The organism is Pseudomonas sp. EA_65y_Pfl2_P78, assembly GCF_963970495.1.
GTDB classification, from domain to species: Bacteria; Pseudomonadota; Gammaproteobacteria; order Pseudomonadales; family Pseudomonadaceae; genus Aquipseudomonas; species Aquipseudomonas baetica_A.
Map to the genome: position 1 here is coordinate 18,179 of NZ_CAXAON010000027.1, position 23,399 is coordinate 41,577.

Below are 23,399 nucleotides of genomic sequence, written 5' to 3' on the forward strand. Positions count from 1 at the left end.
GTTACAGGGCAGGTGTTTCGTTGCAGCTGCCTTCCCTGCCACCCACGATCCAGCGGTAGAAATAATCGGCAATCACCTTGCCGCCCGTGGCGGGCTGCGGATGGATCCTGTCCGGGCCGATCATCGTAGCAGCGTAGCGTCTGACGTCGGCGCCGAACGCACATTGCAGGTTGGCGTAACCCAGATGCTGTTCCCGTGCCCAAGGCGCTAAAACCTGTGCGTAAGCCGACATCGGATAGGCACTGGAGCGCGTGGTGTCCTGCCGCATGATCAGGTTGATGCTCGCCGCCGGTTGAATCTCGCGGATCATCCCCACCAGGCCCTGAACGTTCTGCAGATACTGCGCAGGCGTCACACCAAAGCCCTGATCGTTGCCACCGAGCATGATCAGGTAAATATCGGCAGGGATCTTCGCCACCACGGCTTTCCACTGCATCTGCCACTGTGGATCGCGGTGATAGAAATCGGCGGACGCTGCGCCGGACGCCGCCAGTTTGGAGACGCGAATGCCGGTCTGATCGTTGCTCATCCAGACGCCGAACAGCGTGGGCGCGCCTTTCACCACTTCCAGTTTGAATGCCCAATCAGCCGCGGCCGGTGTGCCCGGCAATGGCACCTCCTGAACCCCGACACCTGCGAGCTTCAACGGTTGCCAGTTCTGGGATGGCGTCCAGCGGTAGCGGATTTCACTGGATTGACCGTTGCCGAGGTAAAGCAACTTTGCCTGAGTAATCACGGTGTCGATGGCCGGTGTCGGGCGGGCGTCTATTTGCAGCCATGAACCGGGCCGACCGGTGAGGGTGCGGCTATCCGGGCTGGCCTGACCGAGGCCAGACACCCGCCAGTCACCACCAAAGTACTTTTCACTGCGGCGGGTGTATTTGAAATGCGTGCCGCCCAGTGCTGCGCCATGGTTGAAACCAACGTAGCCAGGCCCGGCGAAACCGACCTCCCCGGCTACTCGCTGCACCAGTTTGTTCAGATAGAAATCCTGCCCGGCGCTGTAGCTGTCGCCGATCACCGAGACCGACAACACTTTGCCGGCCTGGCCTTCTCGCCACTTTGCAAAGCGCTCGCGCGCATCACCGACCTCTATCACCGACGCCGCAACAGGCTGGCCGTCATCGACTGCAACCATGGATCAATTCCTTCAGTCTGAGATGCCCGCGAAGCTTCTAGCGATTGATCTGCGCAACCGGTGCGATGGTCGCCACCGGTTTCTTCACCGCCGCCCGCTCACCCAAAAACAGCACAGACGTGAAGTTGAATCGACTGAAAACCAGCGACAGCACCACCGGCCCCAGCAAGCCACACGCAACGCCGCCGAGTACCAGAAGGCTTTCATCCTTCACGCCCAACCGTCCCAGTACGAACCGCGACGTGGCGGCGAACAGCACATGGAACAGGAAAATCGCATAGGAATAGCCGCCCAACCACGTCAGCCACTTCGAGCGCATGTCACTCGACAACAGTGCCAAGCAAGAGACGCAGCCCACGGTCAACCCGATCAGGCTGCGACGGTCGACGATCAACGCCCGGTCCTCCGCCGCCACGTACAGCAAGGCCAGCGAAATCAGCACGAACACCAGCGGGCCGATCACCTTGAATGTCTGCTTCAACTGGCTGACGTTTGCCTGACCAATCATCCCCGCCACAAAAAACGGCAACAGGTAAAGGGCGCCATTGATGCCGAAGGCATCGAACGTGAACGGCGGCAGCAAAAACACCGCCGCCGCGAAAGCAAACAGCAGGTACAAGCGCGTTGCCGAACGCAGCAAGCCACGCCACTCCAGCAAGCCGACGAACATGAAAATGATGAACACCGCCTGCAGGAACCAGAAGTGGTTGATCGGCACCCAGAACGACAACAACGCGTCGATCACGCCAACGTCCTTGTTGACCCCTGGCCCCACCGCTTGCAATACCGAGAACGGCACGCCCACGCAGAACAACGGCACGATCAGCCGCCGCACCTTACCGGCGAAGAACGCGGAAAAGTCATTGCCGCGAATTTTGTAGAGGGCGTAGATGTACCCGGAAATGAAGGTGAACAGCGGCATGCGCACATACACCATCGAGTCGGCAATCACTCGAAACGGCGAGCCGATGTCTATTTTCAAACCACCGCCCAACGGACCGATGACGTGATAGAGCACCAACAGCAGGCATGCCAGGCCGCGCAGGGTTTCGATCTCCAGGGACTTTTTCTTGCTCGACATAAAGCACCTGCCTCAATTCAGAATTCTTGATTCGACCTGCACGGGTTTGTTGGCCCGCAGCATCAATCCCAGACCGACAAACAGCACCGGCACCACCATGGAGAAGTGCCGGGCGAAGGAACCGAAGTCCGGTTCGAACAGGCCTTGCACCAGCAAAAACGCCAGCGGTATCGCGATCAGCTCCTTGGGTTTGGTCTGGATCGGCGCACCTTTGTAGTCGGTCGAAGTGATGACTTTGAACAGCAGCAGCGCGGTCATGATCATCAATGCGACGAAGATCACCTGCCCCGGCCCGGACAACAGAATCAACTCCACCGGGAACGACAGCCGGAAGAAGATGATCATCGAGTCCAGCGCCTGCGAGACGAAGTCACCGCCACTGAGCCAGGACACGATCAACGATTTCGACCCCTCCTCGCCCGCCGTGCGCAACTCGTTGTTGCTGGCACGGATCGACGACACCGGAAACCCGAGCGCCACCTGAATGGCCATGGCGACGGCCAGGTAGAACAGGAACAGCATCAGGAAAAAAGTGAAGCGCGAGACGTACTTCTTCATCACGCAGACGCCGACCCAGGACAGCGAAAACAGAATCCAGTAGGGCCGGATCAGCACGCCGTAGATCACCGCCGACAGAAAAAACCCGCCACGGTATTTGCGCGTCAACGAGCTGAGCAAAATACTCAACACGGCCACCGACACGATGATTTCCTTGGTCAGGTTTTCCAGGAAAAACGAGCGAACGATGCCCCACAGACACAGGGTGCCGAAAATCGCCAGCGGCATGCGCCGGAACACCACCACCGGAATCGCCGTGAGGAAAAAATTGCAGAACATCCCGTAGGCCCAGGCGTTGGTCAGGTTGATCCCGGTGGGCCGCAGCAGGAACGCCGAACACTCGTAGGACGAACGATCCGGCGAGAACGGGTTCCAGAAATTGCAGTTGTCGGCACGGGCGTAGGACGACCACAACGTCATCGCATCCGGCCCCGGATCGCGGGGGATCAGCAGCGGCATGGCCACCGACAGAAACAACCCGGTGAACAAAATCAGGAACGAGATCGACGAATCGAGTTTCTTGCCACGAAACTCGATGCACGGCAGCTTCAGGCCCATGACAGCACGGCCTTTTTCGCCCGGGTCACACGGGTCAACACGGCAATGACGCCGAGCTGAACGATGACCGCAAAGACGTTGCCCCACGCGGCGCCGTAGATCGAATAGTGCTTGATCAGCACGTAGCTGACCGGCACCGAAATCAACAGGCAAATGGCTGCACTGAGCAGTGATACGCGGCTGTTCTTCGAAGCGATCAAACCACCCCAGACGATGTCGCCAATGGCGCGCAACGCAAAGGAAAAAATCAGTACGCCGAGGATCGCGTTGTCTGGACGCGGCACAGGGGTGGCGACGTAATCGAGCACCACGTTAAAGAACAGATAAATCGCCACCGCGACCGCCGCAGACACCAGCAGCGAGCGCATCACCCATTTGTTCACGAACAATTGCTTGACCGTGAACGGCTGTTGATCGGCCTGAAACCGCTTGGCCAGTACCGGAATGCCCACCACCGCCACCACCGCGTAAGACAGAGCCTGCAAGGTGTTGGCCGCCGACCACGCGTACACGTATTTACCGAGGCTGGCGTAGGGTTCCAGATCAATGATCAGAAAGCGTTCGGCGTACTGACTCAACGCGATCAATCCGGTGCCGAGATAAAACGGCAACCCGGCCTTCCACACGGTGGCCGTGGCTAGCGTGCCGCTCGTCCGGCCTTTGTGAACGTTCACCACTATCAGGTAACCGGCGACGATCACCAGCACGTTGGCGGCAACCCACAGCCACAACACACTGACAATCCCCGAGATCCAGCCGAGCATCATCCCGCCCACCGCCAAAACCGCCCACAGCCCGGTTTTGATGAAAAACAGCAGCGCGCCCGCCGTGGCTTTCTGCGCGGAAAACACGAAGGCGTTGAGTTCAAACGACAGGTGTTCAGTGAGCAACACCAGCGTCACGCAGAGGATCAGCGCGCTCGTCGCCTCGACCTGCTGGAACAGTGAATAAATCCCCACGGTCACCAGCGACAACACCAGCCCCACCGCCAGATACAGCAGCAAGACCTTGTCGACGACCCGGCGCGAACTGCCACCCACGCTGATCAACCGATTGATCTCGGAACTGAAACCGACGCTGTAGAACTTCGACGCGATCAACGAGGCCGCCACGACCACGCCGTAAAAACCCAACGCCTCGTAACCGAGGAAATGGGTGATGGCCAGCACCAGCAAAAACTTCGCGCCCAATGCTCCGCCGCGAAGCAGTAGCCGAAATATCATCGAACGACACCTTTGATGATGTCGTCCATGGCCACGGTTTTCGCCTCGATCTCGCGGCAGGTGTCAGTCAGGCGCTTGCCAAAATTCGCCAGTGCGTTCGGCGCGTAAACCGTGTCGAGGATGGTGTCGACATTGATGTCGCCACCGTTGATCACCCAGTCTTCCACGCCCATGTCCTGATAGGCGCCAAAGCCTTTGCGCTCGTAGCTGATGTGATACGCCGGAACGCCGCTGAGCAGCGATTCGATGGCGCCATGCAAACGCACGGAGATCACCAGATCCGGCTGATATTTGGCCAGCGTCGCCTTCAAGGGCAGCAGGTCTTCGGTAATGCCCAGTTCGCGATAAAACGCGCCGTCATCGTTGCCGCGAACGGCGCTCTGGACGGCGCAGACGACTTTGCTTTTGCCCTTCAACCGCTGCAGCAACAACTTCAGGTTGGCCACGTAGGCGATTTTCTTTTCCTTGCTCCACTGCGGCGGCTTGCGCAGCACCACGCAGACGGTTGCCGGCGACGACGCGCAACGGGTGAATTTCGGCTGCTGCAGGATTTTGCTGGCCAATGACTGCACCGCCAGATCCGGCGCGCGGTACACGTTTGCACAGGCGTCGAACATCGCCGAGGAGCGGTTGTCGCGCACGAACACCGCATCGGCGCTGGCGTAGTGCTCGACGATCTTGCGGCTCTCGCCATGGAAGGGCCCGATGCTTTGCGGCAGATAAATCGAAGGGACGTTACTGAGGATCGCGGTTTCCAGTTGCTTGGCGTGGCCCAGTTTCAACTTGATGTGCTCGAAGGCACTTTTGGAGCGCATGTAGCCACCGCCGACGCCGACAATCAGATCGGTTTTCTTCAGCAGGTCAGCAAGGCCTGCGTAAGACTGATTGAGGAACACCGCTTGCTTGACCCGCCCCAATCCCTTGGCCGCCATCACTGGCGCGTCAAAACGCGGGTGCGGCAGGTAGCTGAAGGACTCGGGATCGGAAGCCACGACACTGATCGCCGTGTCGTCGCCAAAGTTGCGCTGCACCAGGGCAATCGCCAGATCCACGAGCAGGCCGTCACCGGAGTTGGACGCACTGTAGCCATGCAAAATCGTTACGTTCATAAGCTGAGTTCTACTTAATAAGTGGGGGCGCAATACACGTCGTAGGTCTGGCGGATCATCAACGTGGCGCTGAAGCGCTCACGCACGATGTTGCGACCTTCGTTGCCGAGGTCGAGCAATCGGGGCTTCTGGATTTTCCCCAGCACATCGGCCAGGGCCTGGTGATCTCCGGTCGGAAAGACGTAACCGGACACCTCGTTGGTAACCAGTTCGGGCAGTGACGTGCAGTTACTGGCAATCACCGGCAAGCCCATGGCCATGCCTTCCAGCGGCACCATGGCAAACCCTTCCCAGCGACTGGGCACAATCAGCGCATCGGCTTTCTGGTAGAGCGCCTGAACTTCGCTGGGCGTGACCCAAGGCAGGTATTCAACGGCGTCCATCGGTGGGCATTCGACCGAATCTTCATTAACCGCACTGCCGACCACCGTCAGTTTCAAATCGCTGCGTTGCACCTTGGCGAAGGCCTTGAGTAATACGTCGAAGCCTTTTTGGTAGTCGAGACGGCCAACAAACAGCAGATGAATCGGCTCCGGACTATCGACTTTCGGTACTTCGTCGCGTTGATGAATGCCGTTGTAGATCAGCGTCATGCGCTTGCGCTCGATGCCAAATTTCGCGGCGCTATCCAGCTCGTACTGGCTCACGCAAATGATCACGTCGGTGACCTTCTGCAGCACGCGCTCAATCCACGCATAGGCCTTCTGCTTGATTGGCGAACTTTCCATCAGGAACGAAAAGGCGTGCGGGCAGTAAACGATTTTCGGCTTGCGCCATGGACTCAATAGCACGCACACGCAACGGCCGATCACCCCGGAAAAAGTGCTGTGCAAATGCACCACGTCGGGTTTTTCCTTGAGCATCACCTGGGCCAGACGCCAGGCGAAACGCAGCAGCGACGACACATTGCGTCCGGTTCGGGCGAAGGTGCGAATCTGAGGCGCGGGAATGCCGTGCAATTCTTTTTCCTGATCCTGCGGGACCAGGTAAACCCGTTGGTAGTTCGCCGCGTCGCCTTCGGGCGATGCCGAGATCGTCCGAATGACGGTCGCGACGCCACCTTTGATCGTCTCTGCTACGTGCAGTATTTTCTTCACAACTCACCCACTTCAAACATGTAAGGACATCTCAGGATTTGTCGGACGCGTATTCGTAGTTGTAATAGCCGTAGCCGCCATTGCCGTAGTAACTGGCTGCGCGCTTCTCGACGCCGTTGAACACCGCGCCCTTCAACTCGATACCGTTCTGGGCAAAGCGGCGAATGGTCAACTCGATCTCTTTGGCCGGGTTCACGCCAAAGCGCGTGACGATCAGGCTGATGCCGGCTTCACGGCCGACAATCGCCGCGTCGGTCACGGCCAGTAGCGGCGGCGTATCGATGATCACCACGTCATACATCTCGCTGAGTTGCGCCAGCAGTTCGCGGAAGTTGACATGCATCAACAGCTCGGAAGGATTGGGCGGCACCTGCCCGCGACTGATGAAGTGCAGGTTGTCGACTTCGATTTTATTGATCGCCTGCTCGATGCTGCAGCGCTTGACCAGCAGGTCCGACAGACCATTGCTGATCGGGGTATTGAGGGTTTTGTGCAAATGCCCTTTGCGCATGTCGGCATCGATCAGCACCACACGCTGACCGCTCTGGGCCATGACTGCGGCGAGGTTGGAGGAGACGAACGTCTTGCCGACTTGCGGGCTCGGCCCGGAAATCATGATGCGGTTGTTGGTCGAATCCAGCCCGGCGAAGTGCAGGCAGGTGCGCAGGCTGCGGATCGACTCGATGGACAGGTCCGTGGGGTTGCGCAGGGCCAACAGGTACGCCGGTTTATCGACGCCATCACGCGCGCGACCTTTCTTACCGTCCTCCTCCTGCTGCAGCGTGCTGTAAGGGATCGACGCGTACACCGGCAAACCGAGTTGTTCAATGGCTTCTGGCCCTTCCAGGCCGCGACTCAGCGACTTGCGCAGCAACACCAGCGCGACGCCGACAAAGGCGCCGAGGAAAGTGGCGATGAGCACAATCAGGGCTTTTTTCGGCTTGACCGGACTGGTCAGGTCGACGTCCGCCGTGTCGATCAAGCGCACGTTGCCTACCGCACCCGCGCGGACGATGTCCAGCTCCTGAGATTTGTTCAGCAGTTGCGTGTAGATCTGCGAGGCGACTTCAACATCGCGGGTCAGGTTCAACAACTCCTGCTGTGTGGCCGGCAGATCGCCGACTTTGCTCTCCAGCGACTTCTGTTGCTGGGTCAGTTCGGCGATCTGCGACATCAACGCACGGTAGGCCGGATGCTGTCGGGTGAACTTGCGATCCATCTCCGCCTGCTGCATTTTCAATTCGGAGATGCGCGTGTCCAGCGCAACGGTCTGGCCCAGTACCGATTGGGTTTCCAGGGAGATGTTCACCGTTTTGCCGCGGGTCTGATAGGCATTGAGCGCATCACTGGCCTTGGCCAGATCGCGCTTGACCTGAGGCAGTTGGCTCTGCAGGAAGGCCAGGCTCTGCGCCGCTTCCGCCGAGGTGCGCTGCACGTTCTGCTGCACATACAGCGCCGCGATCTTGTTGAGGATTTTCACGGCCTCGGGCGCGTCGGAGCTGGCCAGGGCCAGACGAATAATCCCCGACTCCTTGCCTTGCTCGGAGATATCCAGCGCATCCTGATAACCCTGGATGGTCACGATTCGAGGGTTGCGCACCACTTCGAAGCGCGTGCCGGGGTTCGCCGAGAGTTGTGCGATCAGCCCTTCAACGCCCTCTTCAACGAAGGCTTCGCCAGCCACGCCTTGCGCCAGCAGGTTGTCGTTATCATCGAACAACTGGAAACGCTGCTGTTCGCCGGCGATCAGCGTGAGCTTCTTGCCCAGCAACGCGTTCGGCAGCGTGAGCCGAGCGATCTCCACGCGTTCACCGCCCCAGGCGTAGCTGTTCAGGCCAAAACGCGGTGGCGCCACGCTGAACGCCGTCTCGCCGCGATAACGGCGAGCGAGAAAAGCGCCAATCAGCGGGAAGGTCTTGGGGGTGACATCGATATCCAGACGCAGATCGTCGACGGTTTTGCCAATCACGGCGCGGGATTTGATGATGCCGATTTCGGTCACCGACGGCGATTGCCCACCGAGCATGCTGTTGAGATCGGCGAAACCGAGCATGTCGTTCTTTTTCGGCTCGACCTGAACCAGCGCGTTCGCCAGATACACCGGCGTGGCCAGCACTGCATAGGCAACGCCGGTGACCATAAAGGCGCCGGTCAGTGCGCCAATCAACCATTTCTGGTCAATCAGACTGCCGAATATGCCGAGCAGATCAATACTGTCTTGATCATTGCTTCGGGTGCCGATTACTGACGGTAACTGCATAAGTCTGTTCTTACCATTCATTGATCTGAAGAATATTCATCAACGCGCGAGACGTTGTGCCCAAGAGCTGACAGCATCTTCAATCAATGCATGGGCATGAATAAAAGCGGCCTTGCCTTGACGGTACGGATCTTGTATTTCGCGCTCGCTCTGCCACTTACCGAGCAAAAACACTTTGCCTCTCGCATGAGAGGCCATGTTCAATACTTGTTTTACATGCTCTTTTTCCATCACCAGAATAAGGTCTGATTCATTAACGATGTCCGAGGTCAGTTGCCGCGCCTTGAAACCCTCGGCGCAATGCCCGTGGTCTTCCAGCACCTGACGGGCCGAGGCCTCTATGGATTCGCCAACCCGCGCGGCGAGGCCGGCGGAGGAAACCGTGATTGATGAGGGGGCCAGCGCGTTACGCAGCATGAGCTCTGCTGTCGGACTTCGGCATATATTGCCCACGCAGACGACAAGGATCTTTCTGAACAAGGTGTACTTTCCTGTGTAATATCAAACTGCCAACATCTAGAGCGGTTTAAATGAACCCGCTAGATCTTCCCGCACTCAGAAATAGATTCGCCCTGTTAATACAGCGTATTAAGTACCACAGCCCTAAAAGCGCCCCAACCAGAATTACCGGACCAAAAATAACTGTGATTTTCAGATAATGAATTACTGACAAAAAATAACACTCACGCACTTAGCGCTCTTGTTAGTTTCAAAACGAATGTCACGAGATCACTATTCGCTGTTGTCACTTCTCATTGGAGATCAGACATGAAATCCGCCCATCTCATACGATTCAGTGCCTCGGCGTTATTGGCGCTCAGTGCCGCCACTCACGTGCAGGCCAGTGATCTGTTTCCCAACCTTCCCGCCAGGACCATCGGTGTTCAGGTGAAGATCCAGAACTTTTCCGCCGACGACGCTGCACACATCAAAGCCGCAGGCTTCAGCTTTGTGCGTTTCGGTGTGTGGAGCGACAGTCTCAGCGCCAGGGCGTATCAGCAGCAGGTCAGCGATGCTTTTGCGGCGGCCGGTTCCGCTGGTTTGCCGGTCCTGTTGACCGTGCGCGCGATCAAACCGCTGACCGCGACGCCCGGCAACACCCGTCAACTGAAGGCCGCCGGCGATTCGTTTGCCAATGTGTTGGCGGGCCTGGAAGACGCCTACAGCGCGCAACTGGTCGCGACTGAAATCTGGAATGAACCGGACCTCGAAACCTACTGGCCGACGCGCCATTTCGACACAACATTTGTGCCGTTCATGAGCGCGGTGTGCAAATCCCTGCAAGGCAAACCCCAATCCACGCCACGGGTCGGTTACGGCTTCGCCCGCGCGCCAACGGCGGGATCGGCTTCGACCGTTGCGCTAAACCGCATCGTCAGTGAGTACCCCAAATGCCTGAACGCCATTTCCTATCACCCCTACGGCATGACGCCGGCGCAGATCAGCAACGCGCAGGCCTTTATTCAACAGAACTTCCATTTGCCGGGCGTTATCAGTGAGTGGGGTATATCGGCACTCACCTCCAACGGTGGGAACGCCGGACAAGCCAGCAAAATCAGTGCGTTCATCGCCGATGTAAAAAAGCTCAACATCCCGCTGACATCAATATACGAATGGAAGAACAGCGATTCGGGCAGCAATGATCGCGAGAAGAACTTCGGTTTTCTGACCTCGGGCGGTCAGCCGAAACCGGCGAAAACGGCCGCCGCAACGCTCTTGAATGCTCAGTAGGCGTGGCGTAACCGATCTGTGCGCAGGTCGGTTGCTTTGAACCTGTGGGCGGTTTCGCTATCGAACTCATCGATACCGCGCCCTACCTTTCAAACAATCGTTTTCAGGTTGTTGCCGCAGGGGCCGTCGATACACGCACCCGCCCTTGAGTGGCTGTCAGCGCTCGGGTAATGTCGTCAAACCCACAGGACAGAGCACACACATGACTTCCAAGCTGGAACAACTCAAACAAATCACCACCGTGGTTGCCGACACCGGCGACTTCGAAGCGATCGCCCGGGTTAAACCGGTCGATGCCACCACCAACCCATCCCTGCTGCTCAAAGCGGCAGCCATCCCCGCTTATGCCCAATTGCTGAATGCTTGCGTCAGCGACTGCAAGGGTGATGTCGGCCTGGCCAGCGACCGTTTCGGCGTCGCGGTGGGCCAGGAAATTCTCAAGGTTATCCCGGGCCGTATCTCCACCGAAGTGGATGCGCGCCTGTCGTTCGATCAGCAAGGTGTACTCAAGCGTGCGCATCGCTTGATCGAGTTGTATGACAAGGCTGGCATTGGCCGCGATCGCGTGCTGATCAAGATCGCCTCGACCTGGGAAGGTATCCGCGCTGCCGAGGTCCTCGAAAAGGAAGGCATCCAGACCAACCTGACGTTGCTGTTCTCCTTCGCTCAAGCGGCGGCATGTGCCGATGCCGGCGTGTTCCTGATCTCGCCGTTCGTAGGCCGCATCTACGACTGGTACAAGAAGGCCAACGGCAACGACTACACCGGCGCCGACGATCCGGGCGTGCAGTCCGTGACGCGCATCTACAACTACTACAAGGCCAATGACTACAAGACCGTGGTCATGGGTGCGAGCTTCCGCAACCTGAACCAGATTGAGCAACTGGCCGGTTGCGACCGTCTGACCATCAGCCCGGACCTGATCGACAAGCTGGCGGCGGACTCTGGCAAGCTTGAGCGCAAACTGGCGCCAGGCAATGCCGGTGAAGCACGTCTGAGCCTGAACGAAGCGCAATTTCGCTGGTTGTCCAACGAGGACGCGATGGCGACCGAAAAACTGGCCGAAGGTATTCGTCAGTTCGCTCGCGACCAGGAGAAGCTTGAGGCGCTGTTGCAAGCCAAACTGTGATTTGACTGAGTGAAATGCAAAAAGGGCGAACCCTAACAGGTTCGCCCTTTTTCATTGCACCAGCACTGGCAAATGTAACGTCAGATTTGACGCTTTCGCGAGCAAGCAAACTCCCGAAGGTCTTTTTTTGCTCGACACAGATCAAAAGTGGGAGCGGGCTTGCTCGCGAAGGGGCCTGGCCAGGCAACCTGATTTCAGAGGATCAATGGCGTTCGAGGGCATTCACCAGGTCATGGAAAGCTTCACGGTTGGAATCGTTCAGCCCCATGAGGATCTTGTGCGCTTCAAGCACCTTGATCCGCACCACCTCTTCCGACTGATCCTGATCAGGCAGATCGTCCAGGCACTCCGGGCAAGGCACCGGGTGATTGACGATGTTGAACACCTGCTCGAAGCCCATCGATTGCAGCAGTCGGGTGATGTCATCGTGGGTGGTGACGACGGTCGGCAGCAGGCCGACCTTCTGCCGCGACAGGATCGACAGTTTGGCCAACAGCCCCAACGTGGTGCTGTCGATGCTGCGGGTTTCGGTCAAATCGATCACGATCGCGTTGAAGTTCAGCGCGGTGAAGATTTTCTCAATAGTCGCATCCAACGCCGAACACAGGGTCAGGCGAACTTCACCGACGAACTTCAGGACGAAGGTGCCGTCCTGCTCGGCGAACTGGATTCTACCGGTACTCATTGAAGGTTCCTGCTCAACACCAACAGGGCGATATCATCCGGCATCTCCCCTAGCGTGGCCAATCCAAACACTTGCCGCAGACCATCCAGGCTGCCGCCCGCTGACTTCACCCGCTCGGGCAAAGCCGCTTCTTTTTCTTTGAGCGTAGGTTCTGGCAAAAGGTCCAGAATACCGTCAGACATCAGCGTCAGGCTGAACGTCGGTGGCAGCTCAAGTACGTGATCTTCGTAGGCGGCTTCATTGAAAAGGCCTACCGGCAGACCACGCCCTTCGAGGTAACGAACACTGTCAGGCGTGTACAACACAGGCAAAGGCAGATGGCCGCCAATGCTATAGGTCAACAAACCGGTCTCCTCGTCGATGACTCCACCGACCATTGTGACGTGTTTGCCCAGCTTACAACTGATCAGCCCCCGGTTGATATGACCAAGAACCTGCGAAGGCTTGAATTCCGGCAACGTGCCGTTGCGCTTGGACTCGAACAGCAGACGCGTGGTCATGAACTTCAGCAGCACCGTCACAAACGCTGAAGAGGCGCCATGACCTGATACATCTGCCAGGTAAAACGCGACCCGGCGCTCGTCGACACGGAAATAGTCGACAAAATCACCGGACAGGTACAGCGACGGAATGATCTGATGAGCAAACCTGAGCTCGTCAATGCTCCACGGGCTTTCCGGCAGCATGTTCATCTGCACCTGGCGACCGGCGTTCTGGTCTTCCTGGAGCAGACTCAGGCTGGCCTCAAGCTCGCGATTGGCCTTTTCCAGCTTCTCGCGGTAGCGCTGATTTTCCAGCAGCAGACGCGCGCGATCCAGGGCCCGGCGCACGGAGTGCTCGAGCACGGCCAGATCTTCGAGAGGCTTGATCAGGTAATCCGCCGCACCGAGACGCAGGGCCTCGACAGCGTCGTTCATCACGCCGGCACCGGACACCACGATCACCGGTGTTTGCGGCGATAGCTCGGTGACCTGACGGATAAGTTCGAGACCACCCATCTGCGGCATGCGCAGATCGCAAATGACCAGGTCGGGCGTGTCTTGCTCGAATACCTGAAGACCCTGTTGGCCGTTACTGGCCTGCAGGACGCTGAAACCACTGTCTTCCAAATAGGCGGCGAGGCTCGCGCGCACTACTTCGTCATCATCGATTATCAGCAGCGTGGCACTGGTTTTTGGCATGTGGGCAAACGGCGCCAGAATTAGGTTGGCGTAGCGGGCGGGGCTACAGCCCTGCACTGACTACTGGATTCGCTTTCTAGCCTCTCTGCTGCATCGCTTTCGAGCGTTTGCTCTGCACGACGATTACACCAGAGGTGCCCTTCTAAGGCGCAGACGGTACTCCCATCCGCGGGGTGTTTCAAGCATGTGCCGATGGTCGCTTGACGACTTTACTTGTCAAATCACAGAGAGTTATAAGAACAACTCAAACCGTAACCCAATGGAAGGACGAAGCCATGAGTCAAACCGGTCGGGACTACAGCGAAAAGCGCGATTTCATCCGTATGCGGGTCGATGCCGATGTCGTATTGATTCACGCAGGTGATCAGGTGTCAGCGGTATGCATCGACCTCTCCAGCAGCGGCATGCAGGTAGAGGCGCCTAGGCAATTTGCGGTCGGCGACCGATTGAGCGTGCGCATCGACTCCGAACATGCCGCGCTCAGCGGGCTTGAAGCCGAGACCGAAGTGGTCTGGGTCCGGGCACAGGATGGCGGCGGCCAAAAGCTCGGTTTGACTATTCTGCAGATGAAATAAGCGCAAACAAAAAAAGGCGGCCCACAGGCCGCCCTCTTCATTTTATCGGTCGAGATTAAAAATCGTCGACGACCTTACCATCCTTCACCTTGAACTCGCGGTTCTGCAGGTAAGCGTTGCGAATGAAGGTGTACTTGTCGCCGCTGATCAGCTTCTCGCTCGACAGCAGGCTGGCACGGGTGTCGACGATGTTCAGGCCGAACACTGAATTACGCACCGGCACATCGTTGATGTAAGGGTAAGGACCGGTATAGCCGTCGACGTATTTAGCAGGCGCGTCACGCAGTGTGCTTGGGCCGAGCAGCGGCAGCATCACGTACGGGCCACTGCCAACCCCCCAGTAGCCGAGCGTCTGGCCAAAATCTTCGTCGCTGCGGTTCAGCCCCATCTTGGTCCCGACATCGAAGAAGCCGAGCAACCCGAACGTGGTGTTGAAGATCAGGCGCGCAGTATCAACGCCCGCCGCTGCCGGTTTGCCCTGCAGAATGTTGTTCGCCAGGTTGGTCACGTCACCCACGTTGCGGAACATGTTGTGGATGCCATCTTCCAGAAATTGCGGCGTCACGAACTCATACCCCTGCGCCAGAGGCTTCAGCGCGTAAGTATCGACGAAGTCGTTGAACCGGAAAATTGGACGGTTGACGCTTTCCCAAGGGTCTTCTTCCGTTGCAGCCTGAGTGGCGAACGGAGCCAGCAGCAGGCCGGCATATACACAAAGCTGAGCGAGCGGGTTGCTCCAGCGCATAGAAAAACTCCTTGGATTTATACTGGCGCGGGCTTCAAGGCCTAGGCGTTAAGAGCGCTAGTATAAGCGCAAAAGGTCTTTTGGGCAGTCTGCGAATGAAGCGACCTGTAGGACGATTCCTGCAACGGCTTTAACGCAGCTGTCATCCAACTGTCACCGGCAGGTCCTAGCCTTACCGCTATTTCAGGGACGTTGCCATGTCACATGCCGAAACTTTGCCCCTCAGCGCGCCCGGCCTGACCGCCGTGCTGTTCGGCCTCAGCGGATGTCTGGTGGATTTCGGTGCCCGTGCCCGCCGACAGGCGGCCATCCTGCCAGAGCACGCCGAGGCCACCCCTGGAGCAATCGATAGCCTGCACAGCTTGCAGCGCCAGCAGATACCATGCGCGTGGCTGGATGAGCTGTCCCCTGCCCTGGCGCAATCGCTGTCAGCCGCCTTACCGAACTGGATCAAACCCGCGCAACATCCAGCAACAATCAATCCATGGCCGGCGCCCAACGCTTGCTGGCAAGCGCTCATGGATTTGAATGTCCACAGTCTGGACGGATGCGTACTGGTCAGCGGCGAGCCACGACTGTTGCAAGCCGGCCTGAATGCCGGGTTATGGACAATCGGTCTCGCCTCCTGCGGCTCGTTGTGCGGCCTGGCGCCGGGGGAGTGGCAAGCCTTGAGCCAAAAAGAACGGGAGCAGTTGCGCGGCAAGGCGACCATGCAGTTATTCGGACTCGGCGTGCACTCGGTGATCGATCATTTGGGTGAGCTCCAAACCTGTCTGGCGGACATCAGCCTGCGTCGCCTCAAAGGCGAAAAGCCCTGATCGGGATCATGCAGGCTGGCCGAGAGTGGATTAATCTAAAGGCCAGCCATAGACCTTTGGCGCGCGGCCGCGGTCTATGCCAGTGCCTCTCGATAAAAGGAAACCACCATGCCCGCCCGCGAACTGCAAGAACAACTCAATACCCTGCGCGAGCAACTGGAGCAGAATCCACCGCTGTCTGAAGATGAGCGCGCTAACCTGCACGACCTGATGCAACAGATCGAAGCGGAACTTGAACTCGAAACCAAAACCCAGGATTCCAACATCGCCGACGGCGTGACCCTGGCGGTTGAACGCTTTGAACTCGAACACCCCGGGATCGCTGGCACGCTGCGCAACATCGTTAATGCGTTGGGCAGCATGGGGATCTGACGCCCTAAACGCAAAAAGCCCTGCCAGTAATGGCAGGGCTTTTTCGTTTTCGCGATTTGAAATGCAGCCTGTTACCAAACGGGATGCTTACTGACGCACCAGTCGATGGTTCGGCAGTTGCACACTCTCAGTGCTGCGATACGGGTTGATATCCAGCCCACCGCGACGCACGTACCGCGCAAATACCGTCAATTTCTCCGGCTTCAGCAACCGCTGCAGATCGAGGAAGATCCGCTCCACGCATTGCTCATGGAAATCCGAGTGCTGGCGGAAGCTGACGATGTATTCCAGCAGACTGGCATGATCCAGCGCCGAGCCACGGTACTCCACCACCACACTGCCCCAGTCTGGCTGACTGGTCACCGGGCAGTTGGATTTGAGCAGATGACTGTGCACGCTCTCTTCGACCATCCGCGATTCATCACACCGCAACAACTCCGGCCGCGGATGCTCGTAGTTGCTGACGCTGATATCCAGATCGTCGATGCACACACCCGGCAGCGCGACGACGCCTTCGGTTTCTACGTCTTTGAGGCTGCGAACCCGCACGCCCACCGGTTTGCCGGCAGCAGCGGACAGATCTTTGGCCAGCGTTGCTTCAAGCGTGGCCACATCAGCGAACGGCGTCTGGTTCAGCGAGTTCAGGTACAGCTTGAACGACTTGGACTCGATGATGTTTGGCGAATCCGCCGGGATACTGAACTCGCCGATCGCGACCACAGGCTTGCCCGAGGGCAGCAGCCACGACAATTCGAAGCAATTCCAGAAATCCACACCTTTATAAGGCAGGGTATCGGCGGTCAGGCCCAGTTCGGCCCATTTCGCGGTGCGCGGAATCGGGAACAGCAACGACGGCGTGTAAGTGGCGATGTATTCGCTGGATTTACCCAGCGGCGAGTGTTCGGCTGCGGGATGCATGGCGGAAACCTGACTGAAGAATCAGCGGATTCTAACAGCCTTTGCTTGCGCCTTTGAGTGCTTACTGACTGACAGTCAGTTTGCCGACCATCCCCGCCTGATAATGGCCGGGGATATTGCAGGCAAATTCCAGGTTGGTGGCTTTACTGAAAGTCCAGGTCAACTCAGCGGTTTTGCCCGGCTCGACCAACACACTGTTCGGGTCATCATGCTTCATGCCATGGCTCATCGCACCGTGATCCATGCCCGCCATGTCGTGGGACATTTCTTTCATGCCGGCAGGCGTGAGCATGCCGCTTTGTTGCATCTGCAACATTTCCTGCTGGTGCTTGGCATGCATCGCCGCGTCGCCCAGGTTGAATTCGTGCAGCAACTGGCCTTTATTCACCAGCACAAAGCGAACGGTCTCACCGGCCTTGACCTGGATCGTCTTCGGGTCGAACGACAGGTCAGCCATCACCACTTCGATGCTGCGCGTGGCTTTGGCGGCAGGCGCGGGTTCGCCGAAGGCATAGGTGTGTGCCGACGCGGCCCACACTGGCGAGCTCAACGTCAACAGACACGCGGTCACCGCCAGGGATTTACGCAAAAACATGGTCGTACTCCAACAAGAGAGGGTTCAGCCTGTGGGAAACTTTAGCCGGCCTGCGCTGGCATCTACCTGACAGGCAGATTACAACTTTGTCAGGTTCGCGCTTACCGAGATGCCCCACGGTATAAAGCTTTCGTTCCTACACCCCGAATCAACCCGAGTCGCCCATGAAACTGTTGATCGTCGAAGACCAAGCAAAAACCGGCCAATACCTGCGCCAGGGCCTGACCGAGGCGGGGTTCAATACCCAACTGGTGGCCGACGGCAACAGCGGCCAGCAACTGGCCTTGAGCGGCGACTATGCGTTGCTGATCCTCGATGTCATGCTCCCGGGGCGCAACGGCTGGCAAATCCTGCAAGCGGTACGCAGTGCGGGTCTCGACACACCGGTGCTTTTTCTGACGGCCAAAGACGCCGTGGAAGACAGGGTTCACGGTCTCGAACTGGGTGCCGACGATTACCTGGTCAAGCCTTTCGCCTTTTCCGAGTTGCTGGCCAGAGTGCGCAGCCTGTTGCGTCGCGGCAGCGCCACCGCACAGGAGACCAGCCTGCAATTGGCGGATCTGCGCCTGGACCTGATCCGCCGCCGGGTCGAGCGTAGCGGCCAACGCATTGACCTGACTGCCAAGGAATTCGCCCTGTTGGAAATGCTCCTGCGCCGCCAGGGCGAAGTGCTGCCAAAATCGCTGATCGCCTCGCAGGTCTGGGACATGAATTTCGACAGCGACACCAATGTCATCGAAGTCGCGATTCGCCGCTTGCGCCTGAAGATCGACGACGAATTCCCCAATAAACTGATCCACACCGTACGCGGCATGGGCTATGTGCTTGAAGAGCGCTCAGCCTGATGCGCCGGTTGTCTTTGAGCTCGCGACTGGCCTTGCTGTTTGCTGCTTGTACCGCCGTGGTGTCGCTGTGTGCCGGGGTCCTGTTCAACCACGCCAGCGAGGCACACTTCGTCGAACTCGATCAGCAGTTGCTGGACGGCAAGCTCATCGGCCTGCGCCGCGCCCTGCAGGATGTTCAACCCGGCCAACGCGAAGCGCGCCTGACCGATGAACTGAGCCGTCAGGCTGATCTGTCGCTGCGCATCAATGGCAGTGACGGCCAACACTGGTACGACAGCTCGACACAGATCCCCAAGCAATTACCGTCACACCTGGGCCTGTCGACGATCCGCAATGATGGCACTGACTACCGCGTACTCAACGCCCCACTCTACCCGGACAACACCGATTCACCGCAACTGACCCTGTTGCTGGACATCACTCATCACCAGCACTTCCTGCAACGCATGCAGCATTTGATCTGGCTGACCGTCGGCCTCTCGGCGCTGGCCACTGCGCTACTGGGCGCCTGGGCCGCACGCAGCGGCTTGCGGCCACTGCGGCAGATGAGTGCGGTGGCCCGTGGGATATCGGCGCAATCGCTCAATGCCCGACTGCCGGAAGCGCAAATGCCGCCAGAGCTTGCGGAAATGGCCCACAGCTTCAACGCCATGCTCGCACGTCTCGACGACTCTTTTCAGCGCCTCTCGGCGTTTTCTGCCGACATTGCCCATGAACTGCGCACGCCGCTTTCCAACCTGCTGACCCACACCCAGGTCACCCTCACCCGCCCACGGCCGATCGAGGATTATCGCGAAGCGCTGCACAGCAACCTCGAAGAACTGCAATGGATGGCGCAACTGGTCAACGACATGCTGTACCTGGCCAAGGCTGACCACGGCTTGCTGATGCCCAAGCGTCAACCGTTGGAACTGGCGGAAGAAGCGGATGCGTTGTTGGAGTTTTTTGCGCCGCTGGCAGAAGACGCCGGGGTGCAATTGAGCCGCGAAGGGAATGCGCGAATCGAGGGTGACCGCAGCATGTTGCGCCGGGCGCTGTCGAATCTGCTGGATAACGCGCTGCGGTTTACGCCGGCCGAAGGCCATGTACGTCTGACCATACTGGATAAGACGAATGTTGTGCGGGTGTCCGTCGAGAACAGTGGTGAAGAGGTTTCGGCTGAGCTGTTGCCACGCTTGTTCGACCGGTTTTATCGGACGGATCCGGCGCGACAGGAAGGTAGCAGTGAACATGCGGGGCTGGGGCTGGCGATTACTCAATCGATTGTCCGGGCGCATGGTGGGCAGATTCATTGCGAATCGGATCAGGGCTGGACGCGGTTTGTGATTGAGTTGCCCAAGAAAGACTGAGATTCATCGTTCCGGCCCCTTCGCGAGCAAGCCCGCACACACTGGATCTGCGTCGTACACAAATCCTCTGTGGAGGCGGGCTTGCTGGCGAAAGCGATATAACAGCTTACGAATATCTCAGCGCATGAGCCGGCTCGATCTTCGCTGCCCGCCACGCCGGATACACCGTCGCCAGGAAACTCAGGATGAACCCGGCGGAACAGATCAACAGCACATCCCCCGCCTGCAATTGCGACGGCAGATTGCTGACGAAATACACATCGGAACTGAAGATGTGCTGCCCAGTCACCCGCTCGACCCAGCCGACCATCTCACTGACGTTCAGCGCCGCGATAACGCCCAGCACGCCACCCATCAGGGTGCCGACAATCCCGATCACCGTGCCCTGCACCATGAAGATTGCCATGATCTGCCGGGGCGTAGCGCCGATGGTACGCAGGATCGCGATGTCCGCGCCCTTGTCGTTCACCACCATGATCAGGGTTGCGATGATGTTGAACGCCGCCACCGCGACGATCATCAGCAACAGCAGACCGATCATGGTTTTTTCCATTTTCATGGCACTGAACAGACTGCCTTGAGTGTGGGTCCAGTCGTCAGCCTTGAAATCGGCGCCCAGACCGGCGGCGATGTCCGCAGAGACCTTCGGCGCCGCGTACAAGTCTTTGACCGCCAGACGCACGCTCTGCACCTGATTCGGCTGCCAATGCTGCATGGTCGCCGCATCGGCGACATGGATCAGCCCCATGGAACCGTCCAGTTCAGCGCCAACCTTGAACACGCCAACCACGTTCAGGCGCTGCATACGCGGAGTGATCCCCCCCGGTGCGGTGCTGACTTCCGGCACGATCAGGGTGATCTTGTCGCCGACATTCAAACGGAAACGGCGGGCGGTGATTTCGCCGATCACCACGCCAAACTCACCGGGTTTCAAGGCATCGAGGCGGCCCTGGACGATGTGCTGGGCAACAATCGACACCTTGCCTTCCTGAGCAGGATCGACGCCGCTGATCTGGATCGGCTGCATCAAGCCCTTGTAGGAGAGCATGCCTTCCATTTCCGTGAACGGCACGGCGGCGGTCACTTCAGGATTTTTCATCGCGGCGGCGGCTACGGGCTGCCAGTCGTCAATCGGCTTGACGCCAACGATGGTCGCGTGAGGCACCATACCGAGGATGCGCGAGCTCATTTCACGCTGGAAGCCGTTCATCACCGACAGCACAACAATCATCGCCAGCACGCCGAGGGCGAGGCCGATCATCGAGGTCATCGAAATGAACGAAACAAAGCGATTGCGGCGCTTGGCTCGGGTATAGCGTGCGCCGATAAAGATCGATAACGGTCTGAACATTCGCTGGGGCACCGTATAAAAATAATAGACCCGACGCCTTTCAGACGTCGGGTTTGGGCCCAATCAGATGGGCGTCAGGCAACCTTCCTGCAAATGCAGGACGCGATCCATCTGGCGAGCCAGGTTCATGTCGTGAGTCACCACCAGAAACGCCGTGCGCATCGAAGTGCTGAGCTCCAGCATCAAATCCTGAATGCCTTGGGCGGTATGGGAATCGAGGTTGCCGGTCGGCTCATCGAGCATCACCAGGCCGGGATTGTTGACCAGGGCGCGGGCGATGGCGACACGCTGACGTTCACCACCGGACAGTTCGGCCGGCTTGTGCTCAAGACGATGACCCAACCCTACCCGCTCCAGCAACGCCGTGGCGCGCTGACGTGCTTGCGGGATCGGCGTCTTGCCGATCAACAGCGGCATGCAGACGTTTTCCAGTGCGGTGAATTCCGGCAGCAGGTGGTGAAACTGGTATACGAACCCCAGCGCACGGTTACGCAGCAGGCCGCGCTTCTTCTCGCTCAGCGCCGAGAGTTCTTCGCCATCGAGCCAGACGCTGCCCTGGGTCGGCGTGTCGAGGCCACCCAACAGGTTGAGCAAGGTACTTTTGCCCGAACCCGAGGTGCCGACGATTGCGACACGCTCGCCCGGGTGCAACTCCAGTTGCAGACCGGCCAGCACTTCTACCGACTCCGGACCTTCCTCGTAGGATTTGCCCAGGTTGCGGCAGCTCAAGATTGCTTGTTCACTCATGCCCGACTCACTCATAACGTAGCGCCTCCGCCGGCTGGGTGCGCGCGGCACGCCAGGCTGGATACAGGGTGGCGAGGAAACTCAGGACCAACGCAGCGGCGCAGACCATGACCACATCCTGGCTCTGCACCTGCGACGGAAGATAATCAATGAAATACACGTCAGCATTAAGGAATTTGTGGCCGATCAGGCCTTCAAGGGCCGAAATCGCAGCACTGACGTTAAGCGCGGCCAGGATTCCGACCACCGCGCCAATGGCGGTGCCAACCACGCCGATCACCGTGCCTTGCACCATGAACGTGCGCATGATGGTGCCCGGTGTCGCACCGAGAGTACGCAGAATGGCGATGTCGCCCTTCTTGTCGTTCACCACCATCACCAGCGTGGAAATGATGTTGAACGCCGCAACAGCGACGATCAGCAGCAACAGCAGCCCGATCATGGCTTTTTCCATACGGATCGCCTGATACAGATTGCCGTGGGTGCGCGTCCAGTCGCGAGCGTAGTAATGGTCTTCGCCAAGTTGCTGGGCGATGCTCCATGCCACGCGCGGCGCCTGGAACAGGTCGTCGAACTTCAGACGGATACCCTGCACCTGATCAGGTTTCCAGCGACGCATTTTCGCCAGATCCTGCAGGTTGGTGACGCCCAGAAAGCCGTCCAGTTCACCGGCGCCGACATGAAAAATGCCCACCACGGTGAAGCGCTTCATGCGCGGGAACATCCCGGCCGGGGTCACGCTGACCTCCGGCGCAACAAAGGTGACCTTGTCACCGAGGCCCACACCAAGCTTGGTGGCGGCCTTGTCGCCGATAACGATGCCAAAGCTGCCCGGCGTCAGGTCGTCGAGTTTGCCCTGCTTCATGAAGTTGTCGATGATCGACACGTTGCGCTCAAGCGCAGGGTCGATGGCATTGAGCAACACCTTGGAGATTTGACCGTTGTTGGTCAGCAGGCCCTGCATCTGGGTAAACGGCGCAACCGCCGCCACCTGCGGGTTCTGCTTGACCTTGGCGGCCAGGCTTTGCCAATCGTTGATCGGCTCGGTGGATTCGATGGTCGCGTGGGGCACCATGCCCAGCACGCGGGTGCGCATCTCATGATCGAAGCCGTTCATCACCGAGAGCACGACGATCATCACGACCACGCCAAGGGCGAGCCCGATCATCGAGGTCAGGGAAATGAATGACACAAAATGATTGCGACGCTTTGCACGGGTATAACGCGTGCCGATAAATACGAAGAGAGGTCTGAACATGTCGGGGCTTGTTCGGAGGGAAAAGGAACGTCCTTGTGGCGGGGGTCGATAACCAGCTTTACACTCAGACCACCGC

23 protein-coding genes are annotated in these 23,399 nt (G+C 58.5%); 7 read left to right on the forward strand and 16 right to left on the reverse strand.

Translation table 11 applies throughout. The annotated features are described in order from the left end of the window. Position 1: 1 nt before the first annotated feature. Genes AACY02_RS19420 through AACY02_RS19455 form a run of 8 tightly spaced genes read right to left on the reverse strand, consistent with a single transcriptional unit; the run spans position 2 to position 9,504 of the window. Positions 2 to 1,138, reverse strand: a complete 1,137-nt coding sequence (locus AACY02_RS19420) for an SGNH/GDSL hydrolase family protein (protein WP_339433355.1) — start codon at positions 1,136 to 1,138, stop codon at positions 2 to 4. A 37-nt stretch (positions 1,139 to 1,175) separates the two neighbouring features. Then, complete coding sequence (locus AACY02_RS19425; RefSeq protein WP_339433356.1) at positions 1,176 to 2,219, reverse strand: acyltransferase family protein; 1,044 nt, start codon at positions 2,217 to 2,219, stop codon at positions 1,176 to 1,178. A gap of 12 nt (positions 2,220 to 2,231) precedes the next feature. Then, entirely contained in the window at positions 2,232 to 3,335 is a 1,104-nt protein-coding gene (locus AACY02_RS19430) for a hypothetical protein (protein WP_339433357.1), read from the reverse strand. Then, positions 3,326 to 4,558, reverse strand: a complete 1,233-nt coding sequence (locus AACY02_RS19435; protein ID WP_339433358.1) for a polysaccharide biosynthesis C-terminal domain-containing protein — start codon at positions 4,556 to 4,558, stop codon at positions 3,326 to 3,328. The genes AACY02_RS19430 and AACY02_RS19435 overlap by 10 nt, the downstream gene beginning before the upstream one ends. Next, entirely contained in the window at positions 4,555 to 5,667 is a 1,113-nt protein-coding gene (locus AACY02_RS19440) for a polysaccharide pyruvyl transferase family protein (protein ID WP_339433359.1), read from the reverse strand. The genes AACY02_RS19435 and AACY02_RS19440 overlap by 4 nt, the downstream gene beginning before the upstream one ends. A gap of 14 nt (positions 5,668 to 5,681) precedes the next feature. Next, a complete protein-coding gene (locus AACY02_RS19445; RefSeq protein WP_339433360.1) occupies positions 5,682 to 6,764 on the reverse strand; it encodes a glycosyltransferase in 1,083 nt (360 codons plus the stop codon). Positions 6,765 to 6,795: 31 nt separating this feature from the next. Then, the gene (locus AACY02_RS19450) at positions 6,796 to 9,024 is read right to left on the reverse strand and encodes a polysaccharide biosynthesis tyrosine autokinase (RefSeq protein WP_339433361.1); all 2,229 of its coding nucleotides are present in this window, start codon (positions 9,022 to 9,024) and stop codon (positions 6,796 to 6,798) included. 39 nt (positions 9,025 to 9,063) lie between these two features. Then, positions 9,064 to 9,504 (reverse strand): low molecular weight protein-tyrosine-phosphatase, encoded by a 441-nt coding sequence (locus tag AACY02_RS19455; protein ID WP_339433362.1) that lies wholly within the window; start codon positions 9,502 to 9,504, stop codon positions 9,064 to 9,066. A 288-nt stretch (positions 9,505 to 9,792) separates the two neighbouring features. Here AACY02_RS19455 and AACY02_RS19460 point away from each other — a divergent pair, with 288 nt between their 5' ends. Together AACY02_RS19460 and tal are read left to right on the forward strand one after the other, a co-directional pair. Continuing rightward, positions 9,793 to 10,755, forward strand: coding sequence for a glycosyl hydrolase family 5 (locus AACY02_RS19460; protein ID WP_339433363.1), 963 nt, complete (start codon positions 9,793 to 9,795; stop codon positions 10,753 to 10,755). A 202-nt stretch (positions 10,756 to 10,957) separates the two neighbouring features. Next, positions 10,958 to 11,884 carry a transaldolase gene (gene tal / locus AACY02_RS19465; protein ID WP_339433364.1) on the forward strand — a complete coding sequence of 309 codons (927 nt, stop codon included), beginning with the start codon at positions 10,958 to 10,960 and terminating at the stop codon, positions 11,882 to 11,884. Between the two features lie 202 nt (positions 11,885 to 12,086). Here the strand turns inward: tal and rssC are convergent, their stop codons facing one another. After that, positions 12,087 to 12,569: an anti-sigma factor antagonist RssC gene (gene rssC, locus AACY02_RS19470; RefSeq protein ID WP_042560140.1), complete on the reverse strand. Its 483-nt coding sequence runs from the start codon at positions 12,567 to 12,569 to the stop codon at positions 12,087 to 12,089. Continuing rightward, positions 12,566 to 13,750, reverse strand: a complete 1,185-nt coding sequence (gene rssB / locus AACY02_RS19475) for a two-component system response regulator RssB (protein WP_221733203.1) — start codon at positions 13,748 to 13,750, stop codon at positions 12,566 to 12,568. The genes rssC and rssB overlap by 4 nt, the downstream gene beginning before the upstream one ends. 275 nt (positions 13,751 to 14,025) lie before the next feature. Between rssB and AACY02_RS19480 the strand changes: the two genes are divergently transcribed. Then, the gene (locus tag AACY02_RS19480; RefSeq protein WP_221733204.1) at positions 14,026 to 14,325 is read left to right on the forward strand and encodes a PilZ domain-containing protein; all 300 of its coding nucleotides are present in this window, start codon (positions 14,026 to 14,028) and stop codon (positions 14,323 to 14,325) included. 55 nt (positions 14,326 to 14,380) lie between these two features. Here AACY02_RS19480 and AACY02_RS19485 read toward each other — a convergent pair whose 3' ends face one another. After that, positions 14,381 to 15,070: an MlaA family lipoprotein gene (locus tag AACY02_RS19485; RefSeq protein WP_339433365.1), complete on the reverse strand. Its 690-nt coding sequence runs from the start codon at positions 15,068 to 15,070 to the stop codon at positions 14,381 to 14,383. 197 nt (positions 15,071 to 15,267) lie between these two features. On the opposite strand from AACY02_RS19485, the gene AACY02_RS19490 reads away from it, so the two are divergent. Both AACY02_RS19490 and AACY02_RS19495 read left to right on the forward strand, forming a co-directional pair. Next, entirely contained in the window at positions 15,268 to 15,888 is a 621-nt protein-coding gene (locus AACY02_RS19490; protein WP_339433366.1) for an HAD family phosphatase, read from the forward strand. Positions 15,889 to 15,996: 108 nt separating this feature from the next. Beyond that, positions 15,997 to 16,260, forward strand: a complete 264-nt coding sequence (locus tag AACY02_RS19495) for a DUF4404 family protein (protein ID WP_339433367.1) — start codon at positions 15,997 to 15,999, stop codon at positions 16,258 to 16,260. An 87-nt stretch (positions 16,261 to 16,347) separates the two neighbouring features. Here AACY02_RS19495 and queF read toward each other — a convergent pair whose 3' ends face one another. Continuing rightward, complete coding sequence (queF, locus tag AACY02_RS19500) at positions 16,348 to 17,178, reverse strand: NADPH-dependent 7-cyano-7-deazaguanine reductase QueF (protein WP_339433368.1); 831 nt, start codon at positions 17,176 to 17,178, stop codon at positions 16,348 to 16,350. A gap of 61 nt (positions 17,179 to 17,239) precedes the next feature. After that, the gene (gene copI, locus AACY02_RS19505; RefSeq protein ID WP_339433369.1) at positions 17,240 to 17,773 is read right to left on the reverse strand and encodes a copper-resistant cuproprotein CopI; all 534 of its coding nucleotides are present in this window, start codon (positions 17,771 to 17,773) and stop codon (positions 17,240 to 17,242) included. Between the two features lie 164 nt (positions 17,774 to 17,937). Between copI and AACY02_RS19510 the strand changes: the two genes are divergently transcribed. Then, positions 17,938 to 18,618: a heavy metal response regulator transcription factor gene (locus AACY02_RS19510; RefSeq protein WP_339433370.1), complete on the forward strand. Its 681-nt coding sequence runs from the start codon at positions 17,938 to 17,940 to the stop codon at positions 18,616 to 18,618. After that, positions 18,618 to 19,967, forward strand: a complete 1,350-nt coding sequence (locus AACY02_RS19515; RefSeq protein ID WP_339433371.1) for a heavy metal sensor histidine kinase — start codon at positions 18,618 to 18,620, stop codon at positions 19,965 to 19,967. The genes AACY02_RS19510 and AACY02_RS19515 overlap by 1 nt, the downstream gene beginning before the upstream one ends. 106 nt (positions 19,968 to 20,073) lie before the next feature. Here AACY02_RS19515 and AACY02_RS19520 read toward each other — a convergent pair whose 3' ends face one another. The 3 genes from AACY02_RS19520 to AACY02_RS19530 form a co-directional block, all read right to left on the reverse strand. Next, positions 20,074 to 21,318, reverse strand: coding sequence for a lipoprotein-releasing ABC transporter permease subunit (locus tag AACY02_RS19520; RefSeq protein ID WP_339433372.1), 1,245 nt, complete (start codon positions 21,316 to 21,318; stop codon positions 20,074 to 20,076). Between the two features lie 63 nt (positions 21,319 to 21,381). Then, positions 21,382 to 22,080 (reverse strand): lipoprotein-releasing ABC transporter ATP-binding protein LolD, encoded by a 699-nt coding sequence (lolD, locus tag AACY02_RS19525; protein WP_401160251.1) that lies wholly within the window; start codon positions 22,078 to 22,080, stop codon positions 21,382 to 21,384. After that, positions 22,073 to 23,323, reverse strand: coding sequence for a lipoprotein-releasing ABC transporter permease subunit (locus AACY02_RS19530; protein WP_339433374.1), 1,251 nt, complete (start codon positions 23,321 to 23,323; stop codon positions 22,073 to 22,075). The genes lolD and AACY02_RS19530 overlap by 8 nt, the downstream gene beginning before the upstream one ends. Between the last annotated feature and the right edge of the window lie 76 nt (positions 23,324 to 23,399).

Excerpts from the sequence above, each read along its gene's own strand:
- AACY02_RS19420 (WP_339433355.1), bottom strand. The coding sequence starts at position 1,138 with ATGGTTGCAGTCGATGACGGCCAGCCTGTTGCGGCGTCGGTGATAGAG.
- AACY02_RS19425 (WP_339433356.1), bottom strand. The coding sequence starts at position 2,219 with ATGTCGAGCAAGAAAAAGTCCCTGGAGATCGAAACCCTGCGCGGCCTG.
- AACY02_RS19430 (WP_339433357.1), bottom strand. The coding sequence starts at position 3,335 with ATGGGCCTGAAGCTGCCGTGCATCGAGTTTCGTGGCAAGAAACTCGAT.
- AACY02_RS19435 (WP_339433358.1), bottom strand. The coding sequence starts at position 4,558 with ATGATATTTCGGCTACTGCTTCGCGGCGGAGCATTGGGCGCGAAGTTT.
- AACY02_RS19440 (WP_339433359.1), bottom strand. The coding sequence starts at position 5,667 with ATGAACGTAACGATTTTGCATGGCTACAGTGCGTCCAACTCCGGTGAC.
- AACY02_RS19450 (WP_339433361.1), bottom strand. The coding sequence starts at position 9,024 with ATGCAGTTACCGTCAGTAATCGGCACCCGAAGCAATGATCAAGACAGT.
- AACY02_RS19460 (WP_339433363.1), top strand. The coding sequence starts at position 9,793 with ATGAAATCCGCCCATCTCATACGATTCAGTGCCTCGGCGTTATTGGCG.
- tal (WP_339433364.1), top strand. The coding sequence starts at position 10,958 with ATGACTTCCAAGCTGGAACAACTCAAACAAATCACCACCGTGGTTGCC.
- rssC (WP_042560140.1), bottom strand. The coding sequence starts at position 12,569 with ATGAGTACCGGTAGAATCCAGTTCGCCGAGCAGGACGGCACCTTCGTC.
- rssB (WP_221733203.1), bottom strand. The coding sequence starts at position 13,750 with ATGCCAAAAACCAGTGCCACGCTGCTGATAATCGATGATGACGAAGTA.
- AACY02_RS19480 (WP_221733204.1), top strand. The coding sequence starts at position 14,026 with ATGAGTCAAACCGGTCGGGACTACAGCGAAAAGCGCGATTTCATCCGT.
- AACY02_RS19485 (WP_339433365.1), bottom strand. The coding sequence starts at position 15,070 with ATGCGCTGGAGCAACCCGCTCGCTCAGCTTTGTGTATATGCCGGCCTG.
- AACY02_RS19490 (WP_339433366.1), top strand. The coding sequence starts at position 15,268 with ATGTCACATGCCGAAACTTTGCCCCTCAGCGCGCCCGGCCTGACCGCC.
- AACY02_RS19495 (WP_339433367.1), top strand. The coding sequence starts at position 15,997 with ATGCCCGCCCGCGAACTGCAAGAACAACTCAATACCCTGCGCGAGCAA.
- queF (WP_339433368.1), bottom strand. The coding sequence starts at position 17,178 with ATGCATCCCGCAGCCGAACACTCGCCGCTGGGTAAATCCAGCGAATAC.
- copI (WP_339433369.1), bottom strand. The coding sequence starts at position 17,773 with ATGTTTTTGCGTAAATCCCTGGCGGTGACCGCGTGTCTGTTGACGTTG.
- AACY02_RS19510 (WP_339433370.1), top strand. The coding sequence starts at position 17,938 with ATGAAACTGTTGATCGTCGAAGACCAAGCAAAAACCGGCCAATACCTG.
- AACY02_RS19515 (WP_339433371.1), top strand. The coding sequence starts at position 18,618 with ATGCGCCGGTTGTCTTTGAGCTCGCGACTGGCCTTGCTGTTTGCTGCT.
- AACY02_RS19520 (WP_339433372.1), bottom strand. The coding sequence starts at position 21,318 with ATGTTCAGACCGTTATCGATCTTTATCGGCGCACGCTATACCCGAGCC.
- lolD (WP_401160251.1), bottom strand. The coding sequence starts at position 22,080 with ATGAGTGAGTCGGGCATGAGTGAACAAGCAATCTTGAGCTGCCGCAAC.
- AACY02_RS19530 (WP_339433374.1), bottom strand. The coding sequence starts at position 23,323 with ATGTTCAGACCTCTCTTCGTATTTATCGGCACGCGTTATACCCGTGCA.